Genomic DNA, 19,766 nt, shown 5'->3' on the forward strand with positions numbered 1-19,766 from the left:
TATGGGATTTAGTTTTATGCAAAACCATCTCAAATTCATGCTAAGTATTCTGATTCTTATAAATGGAATCATAGGTTTAGTTTTTAGTTCTAATGATCTCCCTATTCCTTTTATTCTTGCTGCGAGTCGGGCTGATTCCTTGCCTGAAAAAGAACTGGGTTTAGGACAATTTCGTGTAGGAGATTCAGCGTCAAGATTAGATATTTTAGGAACACCGCTTCAAATTCGCAAATATCCTCCGGGTAACTATAAAACCTATCGCCAACTGGTTTATCCTAATTTAATTGTGGGAGTGGGAGACGAAACAATTGCGGTTTTAACCACGACCGATCCCAGTTTAGCAACCCCTGATCAGGTTCGTGTCGGAGATTCTCTCAAGCGAATATTAGAGGTTTATGGAGAAAAAGAACCTTATATTGATGGAGAAAACCAATTTCTAGGATATTCATTTTCTGGAGGAAGATATCTCACCTTTAAATTAAACAGCGATCGCATTGTTGAAATAAGTTGTGGATTTCTCCCCGACTAATGGTAAACTAATTTTATTGCCAATCGGGAGAATGTAAGCGTTTCAACTGTTCTAAATGTCGAGTAAAATAGCAGGAATCTAAACGGCTATAATTAAACTGCTCCGCGTTAATAATACTAATCGCCCAAGCCCAAATATGAGCCGTTTCAGTTAACCCTTGAAGCAGACTTTTTTCTAGTTCTATTAGGGGGTTAATTTCTTCATAACCGAGTACAAAAGCCTCACGAACTTTTTTACTGAGTCCCGACTGTAATGAGACTTGTAAAAACTTAGCAATATCAAAAGATCGCCACCCATATCCACATTGATCAAAGTCAAATAGGGTAATTTGATTATCGGCGGTGAAATGAGCATTCCCACTATGGGGATCACCCCAACAAATCCCCCATAATGGAGGAATTTTAGGTAAATTTTCCAGTTGAGCTTCGAGTTGAAAGACAACTTCTACTAAATAGTTTAAATCCTTGGATCTGTTTTTTAAATAGGGTGCGATCACCACTAAGGAACTCTCTAATAAATAATCTAAGGTTAAAGGTTGACGTTGAACAGGGGGTTTGAAATTCAAAGAAACTTGATGAATTTTAGCAACGGTTTCACCTAACTTTAAACTTTGGCTAACATTCAAATCTCCGATCGCAATTTGACCGGGAGCATTGACAAATAACACCGCATATCGTTTTCCTTCAGGAGCATTAATTTCCAGAAATAATTGTCCGTCTTTTGTTCTAATGGGATAAGCAACGGGGAGTTGATGTTGATGCAAAAAATCCAGCAATTCCACCTCAAAATTAATTTCATCCTGACAGCGCCAATGTTGATGGGAAATTCTCAAAAAATAGCGGGTTGTTTGAGTTTTTACCGAATAAACATCACTTAATCCTCGATGCCAAAATTTGCATTTTTCAATCGGATCAATGGGATAGTGATTTAAAATTTGAGTGATTAATGCTCTGATGTCTAAGGTCGAGTAACTAATCGGAAAAATATCGGATTGACTTCTAACTCCAGACTCATTCTGCTGAAGATTAGGTTGGTTTAAAAGCATCATATTGGTTTTAGGGTGATGGGGAATTTTCCTGATTTGTAGGATAGAGGATGAGGATGAGGATTAAACAACCCAATGGTTAACGATTCCGCTTTCCCCACCAGACAACCTACGGATTGGATAGATTTAGAGATTTGTTATTCAGTATGATTCAAAATCAGGAAAATAAAATATTTTTTATTCAGAGTTTAAAAACTTTCACTAATTTAATAAAAGTCAATATTTGTTAATCTTTCTTTACTGATTTCTGGTTTTAAATTGCCAGAATTGTGCATCACGTTCCAGTATTTTTTTAATGTAAAGATCTATATTTATAAGGTAATCAAAAAAACATAATTTGTCAAGAATTTCAGTTCATTAGGATACAAAATCAAAGGTTTTGTGGCGCGTGCAGTTTCCCTGACGCACTCCACAAATAGTTTAGGGGTAGAGAGTCTGACCTGTGGTGGAATCAAAAATTAAGATCTGGTTAAAATCCAGTTTGACCGTGAGGTGATCGCCCGGACGAATTCGATGGTGAATGGGGACTTGAAATTGAATAGAATATTGATCGGTTTGGGGGATATGGGCACGAACTAAGATTTCTCGTCCCAGGGGTTCGATCACACTGATTTCTACCTCCAGGGGTGATTTTTCAAATGCCCAAACATCTTGCTGTAGATCATCAACAAATTGATCGGATTTGGAAAGAAGTCCTGAAGGACTTACGAATTGAATGTGTTCAGGACGAATTCCTAAATCGAATTGCTGACCGTCTTGGGGTTGTAATTTTTCTCGAATTGCAGGAGGACAAGTTAAGGATTGATTCCCTACCCAAAATAAACTATTTCCATAGGTAATGGGTAAAATATTCATTGGTGGATTGCCTAAAAAGGTGGCGACCATGCGATTTTTGGGGCGAGAATAAACCGTTTGTGGATCACCAATTTGTTGAATTTTTCCTTGATGGAGAATGACTATTTTATCGGCTAAAGTCATCGCCTCGACTTGATCATGGGTAACATAAATTGTGGTAATTTTTAAGCGCTGATGCAGTTGTTTGAGTTCTGCTCGGGTGTCATCTCGCAGTTGAGCATCTAAATTAGAGAGAGGTTCATCTAATAGAAATACTTTCGGTTCCCGGGCGATCGCCCGTCCTAATGCCACCCGTTGTTGTTGTCCTCCAGAAAGTTGTTTGGGTTTGCGATTTAATAAATGTTCAATGGATAAAGATCGGGCGACCTGTAAAATTATTTCTTGGGTTTTGACCGGATCAACTCCCCGCATTTTTAAACCAAAGGCTAAATTTTCAGCCACGCTAAGATGGGGATACAGGGCATAATTTTGAAAGACCATTGCCACATCCCGTTTACGGGCTGGAATTTCATTAACTAACAAATTATCAATATAAACATTGCCACTGGTTACGGTTTCTAACCCGGCAATGGTTCTTAAAACTGTTGATTTTCCACAACCGGACGGCCCGACCAATACCCAGAATTCCCCGTCGGGAATTTCTAAATTAATATTTTCAATTGCGATCGCGGTCTGATAGCGTCGGGTGATATTTTCTAAACGAACGGTTGCCATTAGTAATCCATTAAAATAGAATAATTTTTTAGGGTTAATGATTCTGTTCAACTAACTGTTCTAGTTCAGAAACAACCCGATCTAATTCTTCAACTAAAGGAGTTGAATCGACTTTACGAAAGGCATGGACTAAAGATCGATAGTACCATAGAGTTCCTGCTTTTTTGCCCGTAAATCTTTCCCATAAATCCTCCCCAATTTGACGATAATCTTTGACAATTGATTGAGCATTATAGAGTTTATCCGCCGCCGAAACTAAGCGCACCGATGGCGAAGCGTGAATAATATGGTCAATATAGGCTTGTTTTCGTTCTCTCCAAGGAGGTTTGGGAGTAATATCGGTATCGGTACAACCTTGAACAATTGTGGCGACGGTTTCCCCAAATCGGTGTTGAATTTCGGCTCGAATGGTAGCACCGCCCTGATCTTCTATGGCATCATGTAAAAGGGCTGCGATCGCTTCTTCCTCATTAGCCCCGTATTCTAAGGCAATACTGGCTACTCCCAACAGATGGGCAATATAGGGAACCTCCGAACCCTTACGAATTTGGTTGGCGTGGAGTTCGGTGGCGTAAACTAAGGCGGCGGTAAATTTGTCGGAAAGCATAATTGCGAATTCTGTTGTTCATCCTAAAATATATCAAATTGATCCATTTAATGCTTTAATGTTAAAGGCTTAAAATATTAAAACTTTTAATTGAGTTGGTTGTAGTCAAAAATGGATCGATTTCGTGTAGAAGTTATTGCTAAAACTCCTTGCCCTCAGCAAGTTATTTATGCGGCAATGCACCAAGATTATACGGATATTTTTGTGGCAGAGGAAAAAGATGCTTGGCCGTCGGAGGAAAAATGTGGGGAAGTGATTGTTAAGCGTTTATTAGCAGGAGAAAGGGGACATTATGGGCCGTTAGAACACTGTCAAATTGTCTTGGGTTGTGGTTATTTTCCCCATAGTGTTATGCAGCAAGCTAGAACTCACAGAATAGGAATTAGTTTTGATTGTCAATCGTACCGCTATACTTCAGGAAAAGTATTAGCAGTAGCCGAAGGAAAAAGGGATATTGAGGATGCGTTTTATTTAAGACCCGTAGGAAATTATAGCGATCGCCAAGGCAAAAAATATTACTATTCTCCTGAACAACGTCAACAGGATTTAAACTGGTGTTTAGAAGCCGCAAAACGCTATAAAATTGATATTGATAATGGAATGTCTGAAGAACACGCCCGGGGAAAAGTTCCCTTTGATTATCGTCAACATTTTGTAGTCAGTTTTACTTTAAGAGCCCTATTACATTTTCTGGATTTACGCTTTAAAAAAGATGCCCAGTTAGAAATTCAAAAACTCTGCGATTTAATTTGGCCCCATACTCAAGAATGGGTTCCAGAAATTGCTAAATGGTATGAACAAACTCGACTCGGAAAAGCTCGACTTGCACCGTAAATCAGTTATCAGTTATCAGTTGTAGGGGCGGGTTCATCAAGATTTAAGTGATTAACAAAGATCTAAAAAAACCCGCCCGTACCAGTTTATTACCCATTACCTGTTCCCTGTTCCCTGTTCCCTGTTCCCTGTTCCCTCTTTATGAAATTAAACATTTTAAAACTGAATGAAGCCGCAATTTTACCTCAATATGCCCATATTGGAGATGCGGGATTGGATTTATTTGCGATCGCTAATACCACTATTGATCCGGGAGCAAGTCAACTAATTTCCACCGGAATTGCCATTGAATTACCCCTAGGAACAGAAGCCCAAATTCGACCCAGAAGTGGTTTAGCCTTAAAACATCAAATCACCGTTTTAAATAGCCCCGGAACCATTGATGCCGGATATCGGGGAGAAATCGGCGTGATTTTGATTAATCATGGCAAGACATCCTTTAATATTACAAAAGGTATGAAAATTGCTCAAATGGTGATCGCCCCCGTTTTGCGGGTTGAAATTGAAGAAGTTCAACAGTTAAGTGATACAAAAAGAAGCGATAATGGATTTGGGTCTACGGGATTAATCTCCAACAAACCTTACTAATTCTTACGGTTTTATTAGCATGGCAGACTTACCAGAAAACTATCAACCCCCCCTGCGACCAACCTGGGATGAGTATTTTATGATGATGGCTAAACTGGTAGCAACGCGCTCCACCTGTTTAGTGTTTCCCGTGGGTGCAGTGATTGTTAAAGACCGACAAATGCTGGCTACGGGTTATAATGGTTCCCCTTCCGGTTCCATTCACTGTACTACCCAGGGCTATTGTTATCCAGGGTTAAGCACCTGTGATGCGAGTTCGGTGTTACCGTCCCGCGCGGTTCACGCAGAAGCCAATGCGATCGCCCAAGCGGCAAAACACGGAATTTGTTGTAACGGGGGAAGTATTTATGTTACCTTGGAACCTTGTATTTCCTGTTTAAAATTAATTATTTCTACAGGAATTAAGGAAGTCTTTTATGAGACGGTTTTTAATTCTGGAGACAAGGCGATGGTACGAGATTTATATATTAATGATGGCTTAGTTACCTTAAAACAAATCCATCTTTGTGAAGCAATTACTCAAAAAGGGGCTTCATTTTTATTAAATCCAACATCGGTTTTTGGAATGGTTAAGGGGGGAAACTAAATCAAGAATTTAAACAATGGTCAAACTTGAACATCGGAGGAGCTAAATATTGTGAGACTGGTGATTCTAGGTGGCCCAGGAGCGGGAAAGGGAACTCAAGCCAAATTGTTGTGTAGTGATTTGGGTATTCCTTGCTTAGATATGGGTCAGATTCTCAGACAAAGGATCATTTCTGATACAGAGTTGGGCCAACAAGCTAAACCCTATGTGGAAAAAGGCGAGTTAGTCCCAGATGAAATAATGATTCAATTTGTCCGTCAACAATTGCTTGATCCAAATGTGGGGCAAGGTTGGCTTTTAGACGGTTATCCCCGTACCGCATTTCAGGCGGAAGAATTGGATTTTTTATTAGAAGATTTAGAACAAAAGTTAAATTGGGCGATTTATTTTAATGTTCCAGAAATGGTGTTAAAAAGGCGTTCTTTAGCGCGATCGCGAGCCGATGACCAACTGGGAATTATTGAACGTCGCATTGAACTATTTTATCAACGCACTGTGCCAATTTTAGAATATTATGAACTCACCAATCGTCTTTTAGATATTAATGGGGAGCAATCTCCAGAACAAATTTATCAAGAGATTTGTCAACGTCTCAAGTAAGAATAGATAGATAAAGCCCTGAAGGGCTTACTACAATTACCTTTAATTAATTATGTGGAAACGTCCTGACAATAGACAACCTAATCAACTTCGTCCTGTAAGTTTTGAGCGAAATTTTACTCGCTTTTCCCCTGGTTCTGTGTTAGCAAAAAGTGGAGATACAAAAGTCTTATGTACCGTTAGTATTGAGCCAGGAGTGCCTAAATTTTTACAGAATACAGGACAGGGATGGCTAACCGCAGAATATCGAATGTTACCTGGGGCTACACCCCAACGTCAACCCAGAGAATCTTTCAAATTATCAGGAAGAACCCAAGAAATTCAACGGTTAATTGGACGAAGTTTAAGGGCCGCATTAGATTTAAAAGCATTAGGAGAATTTACAATTACCGTTGATGCCGATGTGATTCAAGCGGATGCTGGAACCCGAACCACGGCGATTACCGGGGGGTTTGTGGCGCTAGTTGATGCCTTAAATTCCTTAGTGGAAAAAGAGCAACTGCAACAATTACCCATCTGTCATCAAATTGCAGCCATTTCTGTAGGATTATTAGCAGGAGAACCCTATTTAGATTTGAATTATCCCGAAGATGTAGCCGCCGATATTGATTTTAATTTAGTGATGACGGAAGAATTAGAAATTATTGAAATCCAAGGAACCGCAGAATCCGGTAGTTTTAGCCGGGAAAAACTCAATAAAATTTTAGATTTTGCCGAACTAGGAATTAAAGAGTTATTAGAGGCTCAACGTCAAATATTAGGAGAGTTTATCCTCCTAAAAAGTGAGGAATCATAAATAACAAACGGTGCATTCCCTATTCCCTATTCCCTATTCCCTATTCCCTATTCCCTATTCCCTGTTCCCTGTTCCCTGTTCTCCTAAAAATCATCCAATAAAGAACCTAAACGTTTAAGTAAAGGATCAGCTTCTGCCATCGCTTCTGGAGAGGGAGAGACGGTTTCTGGTTCCGGTTCGGGTTGGGGAGGTTTTGACTCCATGATGATTACAGGTTGAGATTTAACTGTTTCTAAACCCGTAGCAAGTTGAGCTAATTTTTGGTTAATTGATGTTTGTAATTGACTCACTTGTTCGGTTAACTGATGGAATTGAGTCTCTAATTTTTCTGTCTTAGTTCCATCGTCAACTATGACTTTTTTTTCTAAATCTGTTAGTTTATTGTGAATTTCAGATAACCGTTCTTCAAGGGGCTGTAAATTCGGTAAAACAGGTAAAACTTGAGGAGGATTCAGGTTAGGAATCTCAGGCGGTGGGGGTGGGGGCGTAGGTTCAGATTTAGATAATAATAGAAATTGCCACAGAGCTTGTTTACAAAGATTGCTAAAGGTTTGATACTTTGCCTGGGATAATTCCTTTTCAATAGCATCTAATAATGTCTGATCTGCGGCATCTTCCGTGAATGTTACCGACTGAGTTTGTTTGCGATTTGCCCACAGCATAATATAAGTCCAGACCTACTGTTATCCCATTATTGAGTTTGGAGCCTGGAAAATTTTGATCCAAACAATATTAACCAGATTCACCCTTTGTTAGTGTATCAGAATCGGGATACCCCAGAGCCAAAATTAAACCCGCCCTTGCCCAGTGGAACTGAGTTCAGGACGGGTTTAATTCACAAAATTAACGTCGGGTTAACTGAGCTTCACCATAGACATACTGTCCTAAAGCATTAGCTTTACGCGAAGGTTGCACTAAATGGGCTCTTAGACCTGCGTTTTTGAGCAGAGGTTGTAGATCTTCCCAGAAAAATTCGCCACCGCCCCCGGTCACGACCACATCCGTTACCCGTTCAGGTAACCATTTAACAACGCGATCGGATAAATCCCGGGCAAAATTTTTCCGTAATTCCGGCACAATATCATCTAAGTTAAAAGGTTTAACGGCTCCCCGAGGACGATATAACCGTTCTCCGGCGGGTTTATGAACCGCTTCAAGTAAGTACAGAGACTGACTATCGGCGCCTTCAATTTTACTCGCCACTTCTTCATAGAATTTACCCATAGCAAAGTTATCACTTTGGGAAACCCCTCTGGCAAAACGGAAGCGATCAACCGTTAAGAAATCGGTGGTTTGATGACCAACATCCACAATCGCCACAGAGAGATCAGCAAAATTGGGAACTTCTTTGCCGCCCTGAGCTTCCAGCCAAATCAAACTACCATAGCCCTCGGGCATGATCCGAACCGTAGTCACATTGACGGCGATCTTTTCGCCCCGATAGAGCATCTCGTGGCCACCACTGAGTAAACGGGTGATGTGTTCCTTCTCTTGCTCAAATTGTGATTGAGAATAGAAAGGCAGTCCTAGAACCACATCAATTTCGCCTTGTAGTTTGAAGTAGCCGATACAAGCAAAAAGTTTAATTAAAGCATCATCAACCTTGGAAGGAGAATCGGAACCATCTTTAAACAAACTGGCTCCAAAGTCAGCCGCCAGTTGACCCACGGCATAACCTGTTCCTTGATATTCCACCCAAATATCCAGAAGGGGATCGGTATTTTTCGACTCAAAGCCACCGCCTCTAGCGGTATCAACTGTCAGTGCTTTGATATTGGAGGGAATGAAAACGACTTCATTTGGGTTCCGACTGGTGGAAGCCTTTGTCGATGTCCGTCCTAAATCAATACTTAAAATCGTTTTTTTGCCTGCTGTCGGCGTTTGCCGACTCAGCATGGAAGCCGCTGCGGCTGCTGCGGCTGGTTGTCCGGGCTGTTTGTTACCACCTTGCATCGGAATATGTTACCTCACGGAGATTCAAAATATATAATGCCTTATCTGTTGCCCATTTTATCTACTTTCAAGAAACCGACAACAATCAGTCAAATCTAGGATTTTGAGTTCTTTCTGGAGAGAACCACAGAAGCAACCGAGTCTAGTAAACCCCGTAATTACTATAGTTACTGGGTTGTGCTCAATTGAAAACCACATTAATGACCAAAAATAACAACTTTTGAGTCTTCTGCCCACATTCAGGTCTTACCGGAAATCTTGTTGAAGGCCCTATGGATGCACCCATGATTTTATTCTATGGTTTCCCTAGCTATTACCACAATTTTAAGGAGGTCAGTTGCCTGATACCGAAATATTACGTTAAATTTAGTTAAGATTATGAATAACAAAGAGCGATCACAGATTCTATATTCCACACCATAGGCAACGCAATTTATGAAAACATCCTGGAAAACCATAATTCTTTGGACTTTACCCGCCTTAGTCATCGGGTTTTTTGTCTGGCAAGGGGCTTTTGCCACAGCCCCCGCAGAATTGGGCAAAAACACCGCCAGCACCCGTATGAGCTATGGTCGTTTCTTAGACTATTTGAATGCGGGTCGTGTGACCAGTGTAGAACTGTATGATGGCGGACGCACCGCTATTGTGGATGCGATCGATCCCCAACTGGATAACCGAGTGCAAAAACTGCGGGTGGACTTACCGAATAACGCCCCGGAATTGATCGCCCGGTTAAGAGAGTCCCAAATTAGTTTTGATACCCACCCTCCTCGGAATGATGGAGCGCTGTGGGGACTGTTGGGAAATCTGATCTTCCCGATTTTATTAATTGCTGGTCTATTTTTTCTGTTCCGTCGGTCGAATAATGTTCCAGGTGGCCCGGGTCAAGCCATGAACTTTGGCAAGTCCAAAGCTAAATTTCAAATGGAAGCCAAAACCGGAGTTTTATTTGATGATGTGGCTGGGGTAGAAGAAGCCAAAGAAGAATTGCAAGAAGTCGTTACTTTCCTGAAAAAACCGGAAAAGTTTACCGCCGTCGGCGCGAGAATTCCTAAAGGGGTGTTATTAGTCGGCCCTCCAGGGACGGGTAAAACTTTATTAGCTAAAGCGATCGCAGGGGAAGCCGGAGTTCCCTTTTTCAGTATCTCCGGTTCGGAATTTGTGGAAATGTTTGTGGGTGTAGGCGCGTCCCGGGTGCGTGACCTGTTCAAAAAAGCCAAGGAAACCGCTCCTTGTATCGTTTTTATCGATGAAATTGATGCCGTCGGTCGTCAACGGGGGGCCGGAATTGGCGGGGGAAATGATGAACGGGAACAAACCCTAAACCAATTATTAACGGAAATGGATGGGTTTGAGGGCAATACCGGAATTATTATTATTGCGGCGACCAACCGCCCGGATGTTCTCGACTCTGCCCTCCTACGTCCGGGTCGGTTTGACCGTCAAATTACCGTGGACGCGCCGGATATTAAGGGCCGTTTAGCGGTCTTGGAAGTGCACGCCCGCAATAAGAAAATTTCCGAGGAAGTGTCCTTAGAAGCGATCGCCCGTCGGACTCCGGGGTTCACCGGGGCTGACCTAGCCAACTTGCTGAACGAAGCGGCAATTTTAACCGCCCGCCGTCGCAAAGAAGGCATGACCATGATCGAAATTGATGATGCGGTGGATCGGGTGATTGCCGGGATGGAAGGAACGCCCTTAATTGATGGCAAGAGCAAACGATTAATTGCTTACCACGAAGTCGGTCATGCGATCGTCGGAACCCTGCTTAAAGAGCATGATCCGGTGCAGAAAGTTACCTTAATTCCCCGGGGTCAAGCCCAGGGTTTAACCTGGTTTATGCCCGATGAAGATCAAGGGTTGATTTCCCGTTCCCAAATCCTAGCCCGGATTACCGGAGCCTTGGGCGGTCGGGCGGCTGAAGATATCATTTTTGGCGATTCGGAAGTTACAACGGGCGCTGGGGGCGATTTACAACAGGTAGCGGGCATGGCACGGCAGATGGTCACCCGTTACGGAATGTCGGATTTAGGGCCATTGTCCTTAGAATCTCAACAGGAAGTGTTCCTCGGTCGGGACTTTGCGACTCGCACGGAATATTCTAATGAAATTGCCTCTCGCATTGATGGTCAAATTCGCAGCATTGCCGAACATTGCTATCAGCAAGCCTGCCAAATTATTCGGGAAAACCGGGCCGTGATTGATCGCTTAGTCGATCTTTTAATTGAAAAAGAAAGTATCGACGGCGATGAATTTCGGCAAATTGTCGCCGAGTACACAGAAGTTCCTGAAAAAGAACGGTTTGCTGCGGTAATTTAATCTGAATTTCAGTCACAATTCACTTAAAATTAACAAGGGTAAAGCAATTGCTTACCCTTGTTTTTTATCACCCGTAGTAAGCCCTTTAGGGCTGTCTTTCACAAGGTCTAAAAATCTTGTAGTAAGCCCTTCAGAGCTTTCTGCTTCTGAGGCGTGAACGCCTCACTACAATTTTAGGAGATATAAAAGATGATTACTCAAACAGAATATCGGCAACGACGGGAACAATTAATGGCAAATATTAGGCAGGGAACTGCCATTTTTAGAAGTGCGCCCATGGCAGTTATGCACAATGATGTGGAATATAATTTTCGCCAAGATAGTGATTTTTTCTATTTAACGGGGTTTAATGAAGCGAATGCGGTTGCTGTTTTTGCCCCTCACCATGAAGAACATAAATTTGTTTTATTTGTCCAACCGCAAGACCCAGAAAAAGAAACTTGGTCAGGTTATATTACGGGAGTAGAAAAAGCTAAAGAACTTTATGGAGCGGATGAAGTTTATCCGATTCATGAATTAGATGAAAAATTGCCCCAATATTTAAAAAAAGCTGACCGGATTTATTATCGTTTAGGACGGGATGAAAAATTTAATGAAAAGATTTTAAAACATTGGCAAAAACTATTAAGAGTTTATCCTAAACATGGCACGGGGCCGATTGCGATTGAGGATGTTTGTAATATATTACATCCTATCCGTTTAATTAAAAGCGAAACGGAATTAGAGTTAATGCGCAAAGCGATAGAAATATCAGTAAAAGCCCATAACCATTCCCGGGAATTTGCCCAACCCGGACGTTATGAGTATGAAATTCAAGCGGAAATTGAACATATTTTTGGTTTAAATGGGGGAACTATTGCCTATCCTTCGATTGTGGCATCGGGAAAAAATGCTTGTATTTTGCATTATGTAGAAAATAATTGTCAAATACAAAATAATGATTTATTGTTAATTGATGCGGGATGTTGTTATCAATATTATAATGGAGATATTACCCGAACTTTTCCCGTTGGTGGTAAGTTTACACCGGAACAAAAAATTATTTATGAATTAGTTCTGAAAGCCCAATTAGCCGCCATTGAACAAGTTAAACCCGGAAATCCTTATAAAAATATTCATGATGTGGCGGTGCGGGTGTTGGTGGAAGGGTTAATGGATTTAGGGTTATTAGTTGGGGATATTGAGGAAATTATTAAGGAAGAAAAATATAAGCCTTTTTATATGCACAGAACTGGACATTGGTTAGGGTTAGATGTCCATGATGTGGGGGTCTATCAATGGGGTGAAAATCCTCAACCCTTGCAACCTGGAAATATATTAACAGTTGAACCGGGTATCTATATTTCTCCTAATATCAAACCCGTTGAAGGACAACCGGAAGTTCCCGAATGTTGGCGGGGAATTGGGGTAAGAATTGAGGATGATGTCTTAGTAACTTCCGGCGGGTATGAAGTTTTAAGTGCCGGAGTTCCTAAGTCTGTGGAAGCGATGGAAACATAATTTAACCCTAGGTGTAGGGGCAATTGATGAATTTCCCCTACTGTAGTTTTTCGGTGCTGATCATGCTAAATTATTCGATATTACTCTAAGCACCCAAACATAATTATTTACATATTTCTAATTTCCTGTTCCCTGTTCCCTGTTCCCTGTTCCCTGTTCACTTTTTTAACTCGGTAATTTATTGTGCACAAGCACTTACTAAAAAACGACAAATTTTAATTAATTATGACCCATATTTTGATCTTATCTTCTTCTTTGGGGGCTGGACATAATAGTGCCGCCCAAGCCTTAAATCAGGCTTTTTCCCAGTTTCCAGATGTTACCGTTACGGTAGAAGATGCTTTAGAGTATGCTAGTTCTATTTATCGGAATGCCGTTACCAGTATTTATAAACAATTGAGCGAAAAAGCTCCTCAAATTTATCGGGCTTATTATGAAGGGACGGATTTAGGAGATTTAGAACGGTCTTTAGAATTAAATATTGTAACGGCAAAAATAGAACGGGTTTTTTTTAGAAAACTACGACATTTGATTGAAGAAGTTAATCCCGATGCTATTGTTTGTGTTCAGCAAATTCCTAGTCGTTTATTACAATTATTAGAAGAAGAAGAACGTATTTCCAAACCCCATTATGTTGTGATTACAGATGTTATTGCTCATAGTAGTTGGATTAATAAAGAAGTGGATGGTTATTATTTACCCAATGATTTAACAACGGATTTTCTGATTAAACGAGGAGTTGACCCGGCAATTCTTCATGTTACTGGAATCCCGATTAAACTTGAAGTATTAGAATCTAAATCGCAAGTTGAAATGCGAGAACGTTATCAACTCAAAACAGATAAACCTGTAGTTACAATATTTGGCGGGGGATTACATTATAAACGAGTGCGTTTAATGGTTTCTCAATTGATGGACACCTTAGAACTAGGAACATTAATTGTAGCCGCAGGACGGAATGAACAATTGTTAGACTCGTTAACAGAATTAAACTCTACCCCAGAAACGGAACTCCGAAAATTAGGATTAGTTGATTATGTTGATGATTTAGTTGTTGCAAGTGATTTAGTGATTACGAAAGCGGGGGGATTAATTATGAGTGAAGTTTTAGCCCGAGGAAAACCCATGATTATTGTAGACCCATTTCCAGGTCAAGAAGAATGGAATGCCGATTTAATCGTGGCTGCGGGGGCGGGAGTGCAGTTAAGATTACCGGAAATGGTCGCCCATTGTGTAAAGTTTTTGTTAAATCACTCAGAAAGACTATCCCAAATGCAGGCATCCGCTTTAGAATTAGGAGAACCTCGGGCGGCTCTGAATATTGCTGAAAATATTTTATCACAAATCACAATAGGTAATGGGGAATAGACAATGGTTTTTAGGAATAGATAGAATGGTGGTTATTGAATAATCATTACTCCTATTGGAACAATCTAAAAATAAATTTACACCGCCTGTTTCTGGCTATAAATCAACAAAAGGAGATTAAATTTTGATGATTAAAAATAACTTTTTATGGGGCGTTGCTACGTCTGGATATCAAAGTGAAGGAGGTTATAATGGTGTGGGACAACCTCAAAATAACTGGTCAGAAAGTGAACAAAAAGGCAAGGTAATGAGAACTGGAAACGCTTCTGAATTTTGGACGCGCTACCAGGAAGATTTTTCTAATTGTCAAGAATTAGGATTAAATTCTTTCCGCTTAAGTTTAGAATGGAGTCGAATTCAACCTACAATAACCCCCGAAATTTCTCCTGCCCCAAATTATAATTTTAAGGTCTTAGATGACTATGCAAAACGCATTGCTACCTGTCGTCAATATGGCTTAGAACCCATTGTTACTTTACATCATTTTACCCATCCCGCCTGGTTAGGAATAGATGCTTGGTTATCCTCAGAAACCATAGATGGTTTTATTGATTATGTGACGGTAAGTGTTACCCATATTAATCAACGTTTAACTGACTATCACCAACAGCCACCGATTCATTGGTATATTACCATTAATGAACCTAATATTTTAGTCCTGAATACCTATTTAAGTCGTCAATTTCCCTCTGGAACTTTTACCGGAATTAAAGCAGTTTGGCGAGCTTATAATCATTTATTAGCGGCTCATATTCGGGCTTATAATTCTATCCATGATATTTATGAAAAATATGGCTGGAACCAACCTATGGTGACTTTAAATACCTATTGCAGTGATTTATATTGGTCAGAAAAAGTAATTTGGGATTTGTTAGGCGCCCAGGAAAAAGAAATAAAACCCAAGGAAATCAGAGATTATGTTTATGCCCAAGCCAAACATTTAGAAACATCTTTGCGTCGAGCTTCTTTACCCTTTCAAAAAGATATTCCCTATCAACTGGGACGGTTAGCTCGTTGGACGGGGAATAGGGTTGGTCATCGGACTTTTGACCTTAAACATTTAGACTATTATTGGCAAGAATTAATCCTATCTCCTCGGCCAAAAGTCTATGATTATCTAGCAATTGATTATTATGATCCTTTTATTGCCCATACCTTCCGTTTACCGTCTTTTTCTGATTTTGAATTTAAAACTAAAGGGTTGAGAAATTGGTTAATGACGGGAATTATGAGTAAATGGTGGGACTGGCGAGCGCTCCCGGAAGGATTATCTTTTTTCTGTAAATATTATGCTCAGGAATATAATCTTCCGATTTTAATTGCGGAAAATGGCATGGCGTTACGTCGAAAACCCGATAATAGTATCGCCACTCGGCGCTCTGACCAACTGCATCGCAGCCAATTTTTAGAAGCCCATGTTCGTCAAATTCAACAGTTATTACGCGAAAATATTCCGATTTTGGGTTATATGCACTGGTCATTAACGGATAATTATGAATGGGGGTCTTATACCCCTAGGTTTGGGTTATTTAGTATTAATTTTCATCGTGGAACCGAACGGGAAATTGAGGATCATTTAGGCGATCGTCCTTCGGAAACCTATGCTAAACTGATTAGAGAGATGCAATCCTAAAATTAAGGGTGACTAATATTTAATCTTCAGGTTTAAATATTAGTCACCCTCAAGATATTATCGCAATAGACATGGCTATACAGATAACGGATGGAATAGGTTATGATTGATTGACGTACACCTTGCAAAAATAGACTTTAATAGTGATCGCTATTTTTTCCAGTTTATTATCATATAGTCATAGAATTTTTTCTTAACCATTGGGCTAAAGATTCCTGAGTTTGTTGGTCAGTTGCTAACTGTTCCATCATTTGCACAACCTCGATTTCGGGAACTTCCAGCAAATAGTCATTGACTAACAAAAAAGTTGCCATAACTACAAAAGCAGTGCGTTTATTACCATCAATAAATGGATGGTTTTTAGCCAAACCATAACCATAAGCCGCAGCTAGGTCAAATAAATCAGGTTGACCGTAAGCAAATAAATGTCTGGGTCTGGCTAAACTTGCAGAAAGGAGATTTTCATCCCTTATTCCTAAACTACCCCCATGCTGCTGAATTTGATACTGATGGATAACTTGAACAATTTCTTCAAAAATCCATAACGGTTCATTCACTTCGCTAATTCCCGTAACGCATTTTTATACTTCTCGCTAATAACTTGATAAGCTACTATTACCTTGTCAAATTCAGGCTGATCACAAGTTGAGGAATTATCCGAACCCGTCTTCTGTAATTGTTCAGGTAGTTTCCGGTGTAGTAAATCTATATACTTGCTATCTAAATCTCTAGCTTTTTGGGCAATAGAATTCAAAGAAGCTAGGGCTTCTGGTAACAATTCATCCGGTAACTCTTGGGCTAAGGTAACGATTTTTTGACGTATTTCTTGAGTCATGGTTATTGCCTATAATATTTTAAATTATTAGTCAAATTTTGGGATTATTGACCCGTCACCCCCTCAATTTAACACCTGGAAACCAAAACCACCAAAAACAGATGGGATAGGTTACAGTTGATTGACGCCCACCTTGCAAAAATAGACTTTTTAGTCAATATTGAAGATATTACCTTTGCTCAGATTCTATCCATGTCAGACTCAAACCCAAAGATTAATCCTCCTGAACGGGGATATCTGACGTTTCTAGTCCCCCTGGCGGTGGTTTTGTTTATCCTCCAGAAAGCATTCCCCTTAGCAATTTTAACCGTTGGGGGATGGGGGTCTTGGCGGGTGTGGAAATATTATCAACAGCGTCAACAGGAGCAGTTAGCGACCTTGGATGAGGTGTTTTATCGGTTAATTCGGGAAAACCAAGGACGAATTACGGCCTTAGATTTGGCCATGCACACCCAACAGTCGGGGACAAAAGTCCAGGAATATCTTGACCAACGGGCCACCGAATTCGCCGCCCAATATGAAATTACCGATGTGGGCGGGATGATTTACTATTTTCCCACCGCCCAACCTTCTCAGACCGTTGAAGACCCTCTGCTGGTTGTTTCTAAATCGGAAAAAGAAAACCCTAATTCCCTGGTCTTATTTCCCGTCAACCCGGCGTCTGGTTCTATTTTACCCGAAACCTTAAATCAGTCGGAACTTGCCCAACGGTTGGGGGTGCATCCGACTACCCTCAGCAAGTGGAAAACCAAACCGGAATTTTCTGACTGGAGTTATCAACGTGACCCCGATGCTATCTGTTGGAGTTATTCGGCGGAAACGAAACGGTTTTCTTCCCAAAAGTCTAACAAAAAAATTAGCAAAATTAGTGAGTTAATGAAGAAAAATAAAGTTTAGGACTTATACAAATTCAATTGTTACAATGAGTTCGTAGTTATACCAAAATTATTATGCGTCCTTTTCGTTCTCAACGTCCTATTTTACCAAAAATTAGCACTATGCCTCGCCAAAAAACCGAAGCAACGCTCTACCGCAGTTTATATCAATTAGCGGTAGAGAAAAAACGGTTACAAGAGGAGTTAGAAAGTTTAGGACAACGCTTTGAAACCGTTACTCAACGTTTAGAACAAATTGAAACTCAAATCCAAGGGCTAGAAACCGACGTTAAACAAATTGCTCAACCGAAACCCCCAGAAACCAAAACGACCCAACCTCCGACTTCCACTCCTCCTAAATCTAAACCCGGTTCTGTTTCAACTTTCACTTTAGACTATTAATTGGACGGGAGAATAGAAAAAAAATTGATAATTGAGGGAAACACAAAGACACGAAGGATGGGAAAGGATCATAATTTAGTCTATTTCATCTTCTTCTTGGTTTGCTTCATCTTCTAAGGCTTGAATTTGTAGTAATAATTCTTCTTCTTGAACTTCAAAATCTTCCTCTGGAATATCCCCCATATCAAAGGCTAACTGGAGCGCCAATAACCGCTTACCTAAATTTTCTTTGTCATCAAGTTCCGCTTCCGCCCTTTCTAGGAGTTGTTCCCCAATCCAGATTACACCTTCAAAGGGTGCTGTGATCGGAGAAAGTAATAATCGTAATACCATAACACCTCGGATTAAGGGTTGAGTTGGGCAAAATTAAACGCGGCTGTAAAGTTATTATAGCGAATTCGCAGGCGGTTATTAAAATAGTGATCTAGTTCTTCTATTTTATCTCCAAATTGGGGTTCCATATCCCAAGGAATTAAATAGGCTGCGTTATAAATCATGGCACTGGTTAAATTATCATTTTCGACAATTTCTTGTGCTAGGGGGTTTAATATCTGCTGAAATTTGCTGATAATTTCCTGTTGACGATCTTGCATCGCCCGTTCAATTTCTTGACCGATACCGATAATTTCATCCATACTCAGACGTTTACCTTCTAAGCTATCGCGTTTTTCCCTTAACCCTTGATTTTCTGTCATTAAAAGGTTTAATTCTTCGGTTTCTTCCCAAAATATTTTCACCCCAACTTCCCGTTTACCTTCTAATTTATCGAACAATTCTTTTAACCGATCTTGATAGGGAACAATTAACTGCTCTTTCACATTCTCCCAATCTTTTACAATTAATCCAAATTGCAGGGGTAAAACCGTTCGATATCCATGTTGCATTACCTTTTCTAATACATCTTCATGGCCTAATAGGTTGCGCCGACTGGCTAAATAACGTTCTTGTTGAGTCTCGGAATATAAAAAGCTAAACTCATCAACGGGATGGGTTTGTATCGGTTGTTTATCTAACCCATGCAAGGCTAAAGGTCGGACTCGGTTAGTCGGTAAAATCCCATATAAATATAAACCATTTCCCATAATTAAACCCTATTAATTAAACCCGTCGGCTGTGTAAGCGATCGCACCAACACCTATTATAAACCTTAACGTCAACTCTCCAATATAGAAGGGAACACCGCAACACAGAAGGAAATGATACAAGAGTTAGAGAGGTTTGGAGGTTAGGACTAATCTTAGTTTTGCATGAATTAAGTTCAGTTGTGCTAACCCTAAATCTACACTTCCCTCGACCACAATTCCCGTATTCATTAACCGATCTAATAATTCCAAAATCGAAGGATTTTGTGTGGTTTCCCCTGGATAATAGCTTCCTGATTTGGGTAATAATGTTCCAAATTCCGATAACTCAATATTCAAGTCTGTCGGGTCTATTTCAAAGATTTCACATAGTTTTAACACCTGAATTTCTAATTGTTGTAAACTCTGTGCTGCCCGATCTAATTCTTCTTCAGTAAGGGTATTTCCTTCCATCCGTCGGATGACTTGGGCTTCCATTAACTGTCGAATTAGTTCCACCAAGGTCAACACCAATGGCGCTAAACCCGCATCTTTTCCAGAAGATTTCGGCGTAATAATGGTTTCTATCGAAGGTTCAGAAGATGACATTTGTTTAAAATGCTATGGTTGTAATATTTTATCGTAGGGGTTTGGTCTCCAAACCCT

Annotated in this window: 22 protein-coding genes and 1 pseudogene; 13 read left to right on the top strand and 10 right to left on the bottom strand. The window is 40.3% G+C overall.

Annotation, left to right across the window (positions count from 1 at the left end; all coding sequences use genetic code 11):
- Positions 1-16: 16 nt before the first annotated feature.
- Positions 17-529 (top strand): hypothetical protein, encoded by a 513-nt coding sequence (locus PL11201_RS01775; RefSeq protein WP_079676938.1) that lies wholly within the window; start codon positions 17-19, stop codon positions 527-529.
- 13 nt (positions 530-542) lie between these two features.
- Here the strand turns inward: PL11201_RS01775 and PL11201_RS01780 are convergent, their stop codons facing one another.
- From PL11201_RS01780 to PL11201_RS01790, 3 genes are all read right to left on the bottom strand, one after another.
- Positions 543-1,577: a phosphotransferase gene (locus tag PL11201_RS01780; protein WP_079676939.1), complete on the bottom strand. Its 1,035-nt coding sequence runs from the start codon at positions 1,575-1,577 to the stop codon at positions 543-545.
- A 417-nt stretch (positions 1,578-1,994) separates the two neighbouring features.
- Complete coding sequence (locus PL11201_RS01785) at positions 1,995-3,143, bottom strand: ABC transporter ATP-binding protein (protein WP_079676940.1); 1,149 nt, start codon at positions 3,141-3,143, stop codon at positions 1,995-1,997.
- Between the two features lie 34 nt (positions 3,144-3,177).
- The gene (locus PL11201_RS01790; protein ID WP_079676941.1) at positions 3,178-3,750 is read right to left on the bottom strand and encodes an HD domain-containing protein; all 573 of its coding nucleotides are present in this window, start codon (positions 3,748-3,750) and stop codon (positions 3,178-3,180) included.
- A 111-nt stretch (positions 3,751-3,861) separates the two neighbouring features.
- Here PL11201_RS01790 and thyX point away from each other — a divergent pair, with 111 nt between their 5' ends.
- From thyX to rph, 5 genes are all read left to right on the top strand, one after another.
- On the top strand, positions 3,862-4,584 hold the full coding sequence (thyX, locus tag PL11201_RS01795) for an FAD-dependent thymidylate synthase (protein ID WP_079676942.1): 723 nt from the start codon (positions 3,862-3,864) through the stop codon (positions 4,582-4,584).
- 141 nt (positions 4,585-4,725) lie between these two features.
- Entirely contained in the window at positions 4,726-5,172 is a 447-nt protein-coding gene (dut, locus tag PL11201_RS01800) for a dUTP diphosphatase (protein WP_079676943.1), read from the top strand.
- Between the two features lie 19 nt (positions 5,173-5,191).
- The gene (locus PL11201_RS01805; protein ID WP_079676944.1) at positions 5,192-5,758 is read left to right on the top strand and encodes a deoxycytidylate deaminase; all 567 of its coding nucleotides are present in this window, start codon (positions 5,192-5,194) and stop codon (positions 5,756-5,758) included.
- Between the two features lie 51 nt (positions 5,759-5,809).
- On the top strand, positions 5,810-6,358 hold the full coding sequence (locus PL11201_RS01810; protein ID WP_079676945.1) for an adenylate kinase family protein: 549 nt from the start codon (positions 5,810-5,812) through the stop codon (positions 6,356-6,358).
- Positions 6,359-6,407: 49 nt separating this feature from the next.
- Positions 6,408-7,154 carry a ribonuclease PH gene (gene rph / locus PL11201_RS01815; protein WP_079676946.1) on the top strand — a complete coding sequence of 249 codons (747 nt, stop codon included), beginning with the start codon at positions 6,408-6,410 and terminating at the stop codon, positions 7,152-7,154.
- 83 nt (positions 7,155-7,237) lie between these two features.
- On the opposite strand, the gene PL11201_RS01820 is transcribed toward rph, so the two are convergent.
- Together PL11201_RS01820 and PL11201_RS01825 are read right to left on the bottom strand one after the other, a co-directional pair.
- A complete protein-coding gene (locus tag PL11201_RS01820; protein ID WP_144017644.1) occupies positions 7,238-7,816 on the bottom strand; it encodes a filament morphology membrane protein FcmC in 579 nt (192 codons plus the stop codon).
- 181 nt (positions 7,817-7,997) lie between these two features.
- Positions 7,998-9,107, bottom strand: coding sequence for a filament morphology actin-like protein FcmB (locus PL11201_RS01825; RefSeq protein ID WP_079676948.1), 1,110 nt, complete (start codon positions 9,105-9,107; stop codon positions 7,998-8,000).
- Between the two features lie 435 nt (positions 9,108-9,542).
- On the opposite strand from PL11201_RS01825, the gene ftsH2 reads away from it, so the two are divergent.
- The 5 genes and pseudogenes from ftsH2 to PL11201_RS27450 all read left to right on the top strand — a co-directional run bounded on the left by ftsH2 (position 9,543) and on the right by PL11201_RS27450 (position 15,927).
- Positions 9,543-11,426, top strand: coding sequence for an ATP-dependent zinc metalloprotease FtsH2 (gene ftsH2 / locus PL11201_RS01830; RefSeq protein WP_079676949.1), 1,884 nt, complete (start codon positions 9,543-9,545; stop codon positions 11,424-11,426).
- A 189-nt stretch (positions 11,427-11,615) separates the two neighbouring features.
- Complete coding sequence (locus tag PL11201_RS01835) at positions 11,616-12,926, top strand: aminopeptidase P N-terminal domain-containing protein (RefSeq protein ID WP_079676950.1); 1,311 nt, start codon at positions 11,616-11,618, stop codon at positions 12,924-12,926.
- Between the two features lie 225 nt (positions 12,927-13,151).
- Positions 13,152-14,294 carry an MGDG synthase family glycosyltransferase gene (locus PL11201_RS01840; protein WP_079676951.1) on the top strand — a complete coding sequence of 381 codons (1,143 nt, stop codon included), beginning with the start codon at positions 13,152-13,154 and terminating at the stop codon, positions 14,292-14,294.
- A 127-nt stretch (positions 14,295-14,421) separates the two neighbouring features.
- Positions 14,422-15,072, top strand: a pseudogene (locus PL11201_RS27445) (family 1 glycosylhydrolase); the annotation flags it as partial.
- A gap of 30 nt (positions 15,073-15,102) precedes the next feature.
- Entirely contained in the window at positions 15,103-15,927 is an 825-nt protein-coding gene (locus tag PL11201_RS27450) for a family 1 glycosylhydrolase (RefSeq protein WP_369821827.1), read from the top strand.
- Between the two features lie 170 nt (positions 15,928-16,097).
- Here PL11201_RS27450 and PL11201_RS01850 read toward each other — a convergent pair whose 3' ends face one another.
- Together PL11201_RS01850 and PL11201_RS01855 are read right to left on the bottom strand one after the other, a co-directional pair.
- The gene (locus tag PL11201_RS01850; protein ID WP_079676953.1) at positions 16,098-16,484 is read right to left on the bottom strand and encodes a type II toxin-antitoxin system death-on-curing family toxin; all 387 of its coding nucleotides are present in this window, start codon (positions 16,482-16,484) and stop codon (positions 16,098-16,100) included.
- Positions 16,481-16,762, bottom strand: a complete 282-nt coding sequence (locus tag PL11201_RS01855) for a hypothetical protein (protein ID WP_079676954.1) — start codon at positions 16,760-16,762, stop codon at positions 16,481-16,483. The genes PL11201_RS01850 and PL11201_RS01855 overlap by 4 nt, the downstream gene beginning before the upstream one ends.
- 117 nt (positions 16,763-16,879) lie before the next feature.
- Between PL11201_RS01855 and PL11201_RS01860 the strand changes: the two genes are divergently transcribed.
- Both PL11201_RS01860 and PL11201_RS01865 read left to right on the top strand, forming a co-directional pair.
- On the top strand, positions 16,880-17,659 hold the full coding sequence (locus tag PL11201_RS01860; RefSeq protein ID WP_200816679.1) for a tetratricopeptide repeat protein: 780 nt from the start codon (positions 16,880-16,882) through the stop codon (positions 17,657-17,659).
- 53 nt (positions 17,660-17,712) lie between these two features.
- Positions 17,713-18,039, top strand: coding sequence for a hypothetical protein (locus PL11201_RS01865; protein ID WP_079676955.1), 327 nt, complete (start codon positions 17,713-17,715; stop codon positions 18,037-18,039).
- Positions 18,040-18,114: 75 nt separating this feature from the next.
- Here PL11201_RS01865 and PL11201_RS01870 read toward each other — a convergent pair whose 3' ends face one another.
- The 3 genes from PL11201_RS01870 to PL11201_RS01880 form a co-directional block, all read right to left on the bottom strand.
- Complete coding sequence (locus PL11201_RS01870) at positions 18,115-18,372, bottom strand: gas vesicle protein GvpG (protein WP_079676956.1); 258 nt, start codon at positions 18,370-18,372, stop codon at positions 18,115-18,117.
- Between the two features lie 11 nt (positions 18,373-18,383).
- A complete protein-coding gene (locus PL11201_RS01875) occupies positions 18,384-19,121 on the bottom strand; it encodes a gas vesicle protein GvpF (RefSeq protein ID WP_079676957.1) in 738 nt (245 codons plus the stop codon).
- A gap of 126 nt (positions 19,122-19,247) precedes the next feature.
- Complete coding sequence (locus PL11201_RS01880; protein WP_079676958.1) at positions 19,248-19,709, bottom strand: gas vesicle protein K; 462 nt, start codon at positions 19,707-19,709, stop codon at positions 19,248-19,250.
- Positions 19,710-19,766: the final 57 nt, after the last annotated feature.

Source organism: Planktothrix sp. PCC 11201 (assembly GCF_900009135.1).
Taxonomy (GTDB): Bacteria; Cyanobacteriota; Cyanobacteriia; order Cyanobacteriales; family Microcoleaceae; genus Planktothrix.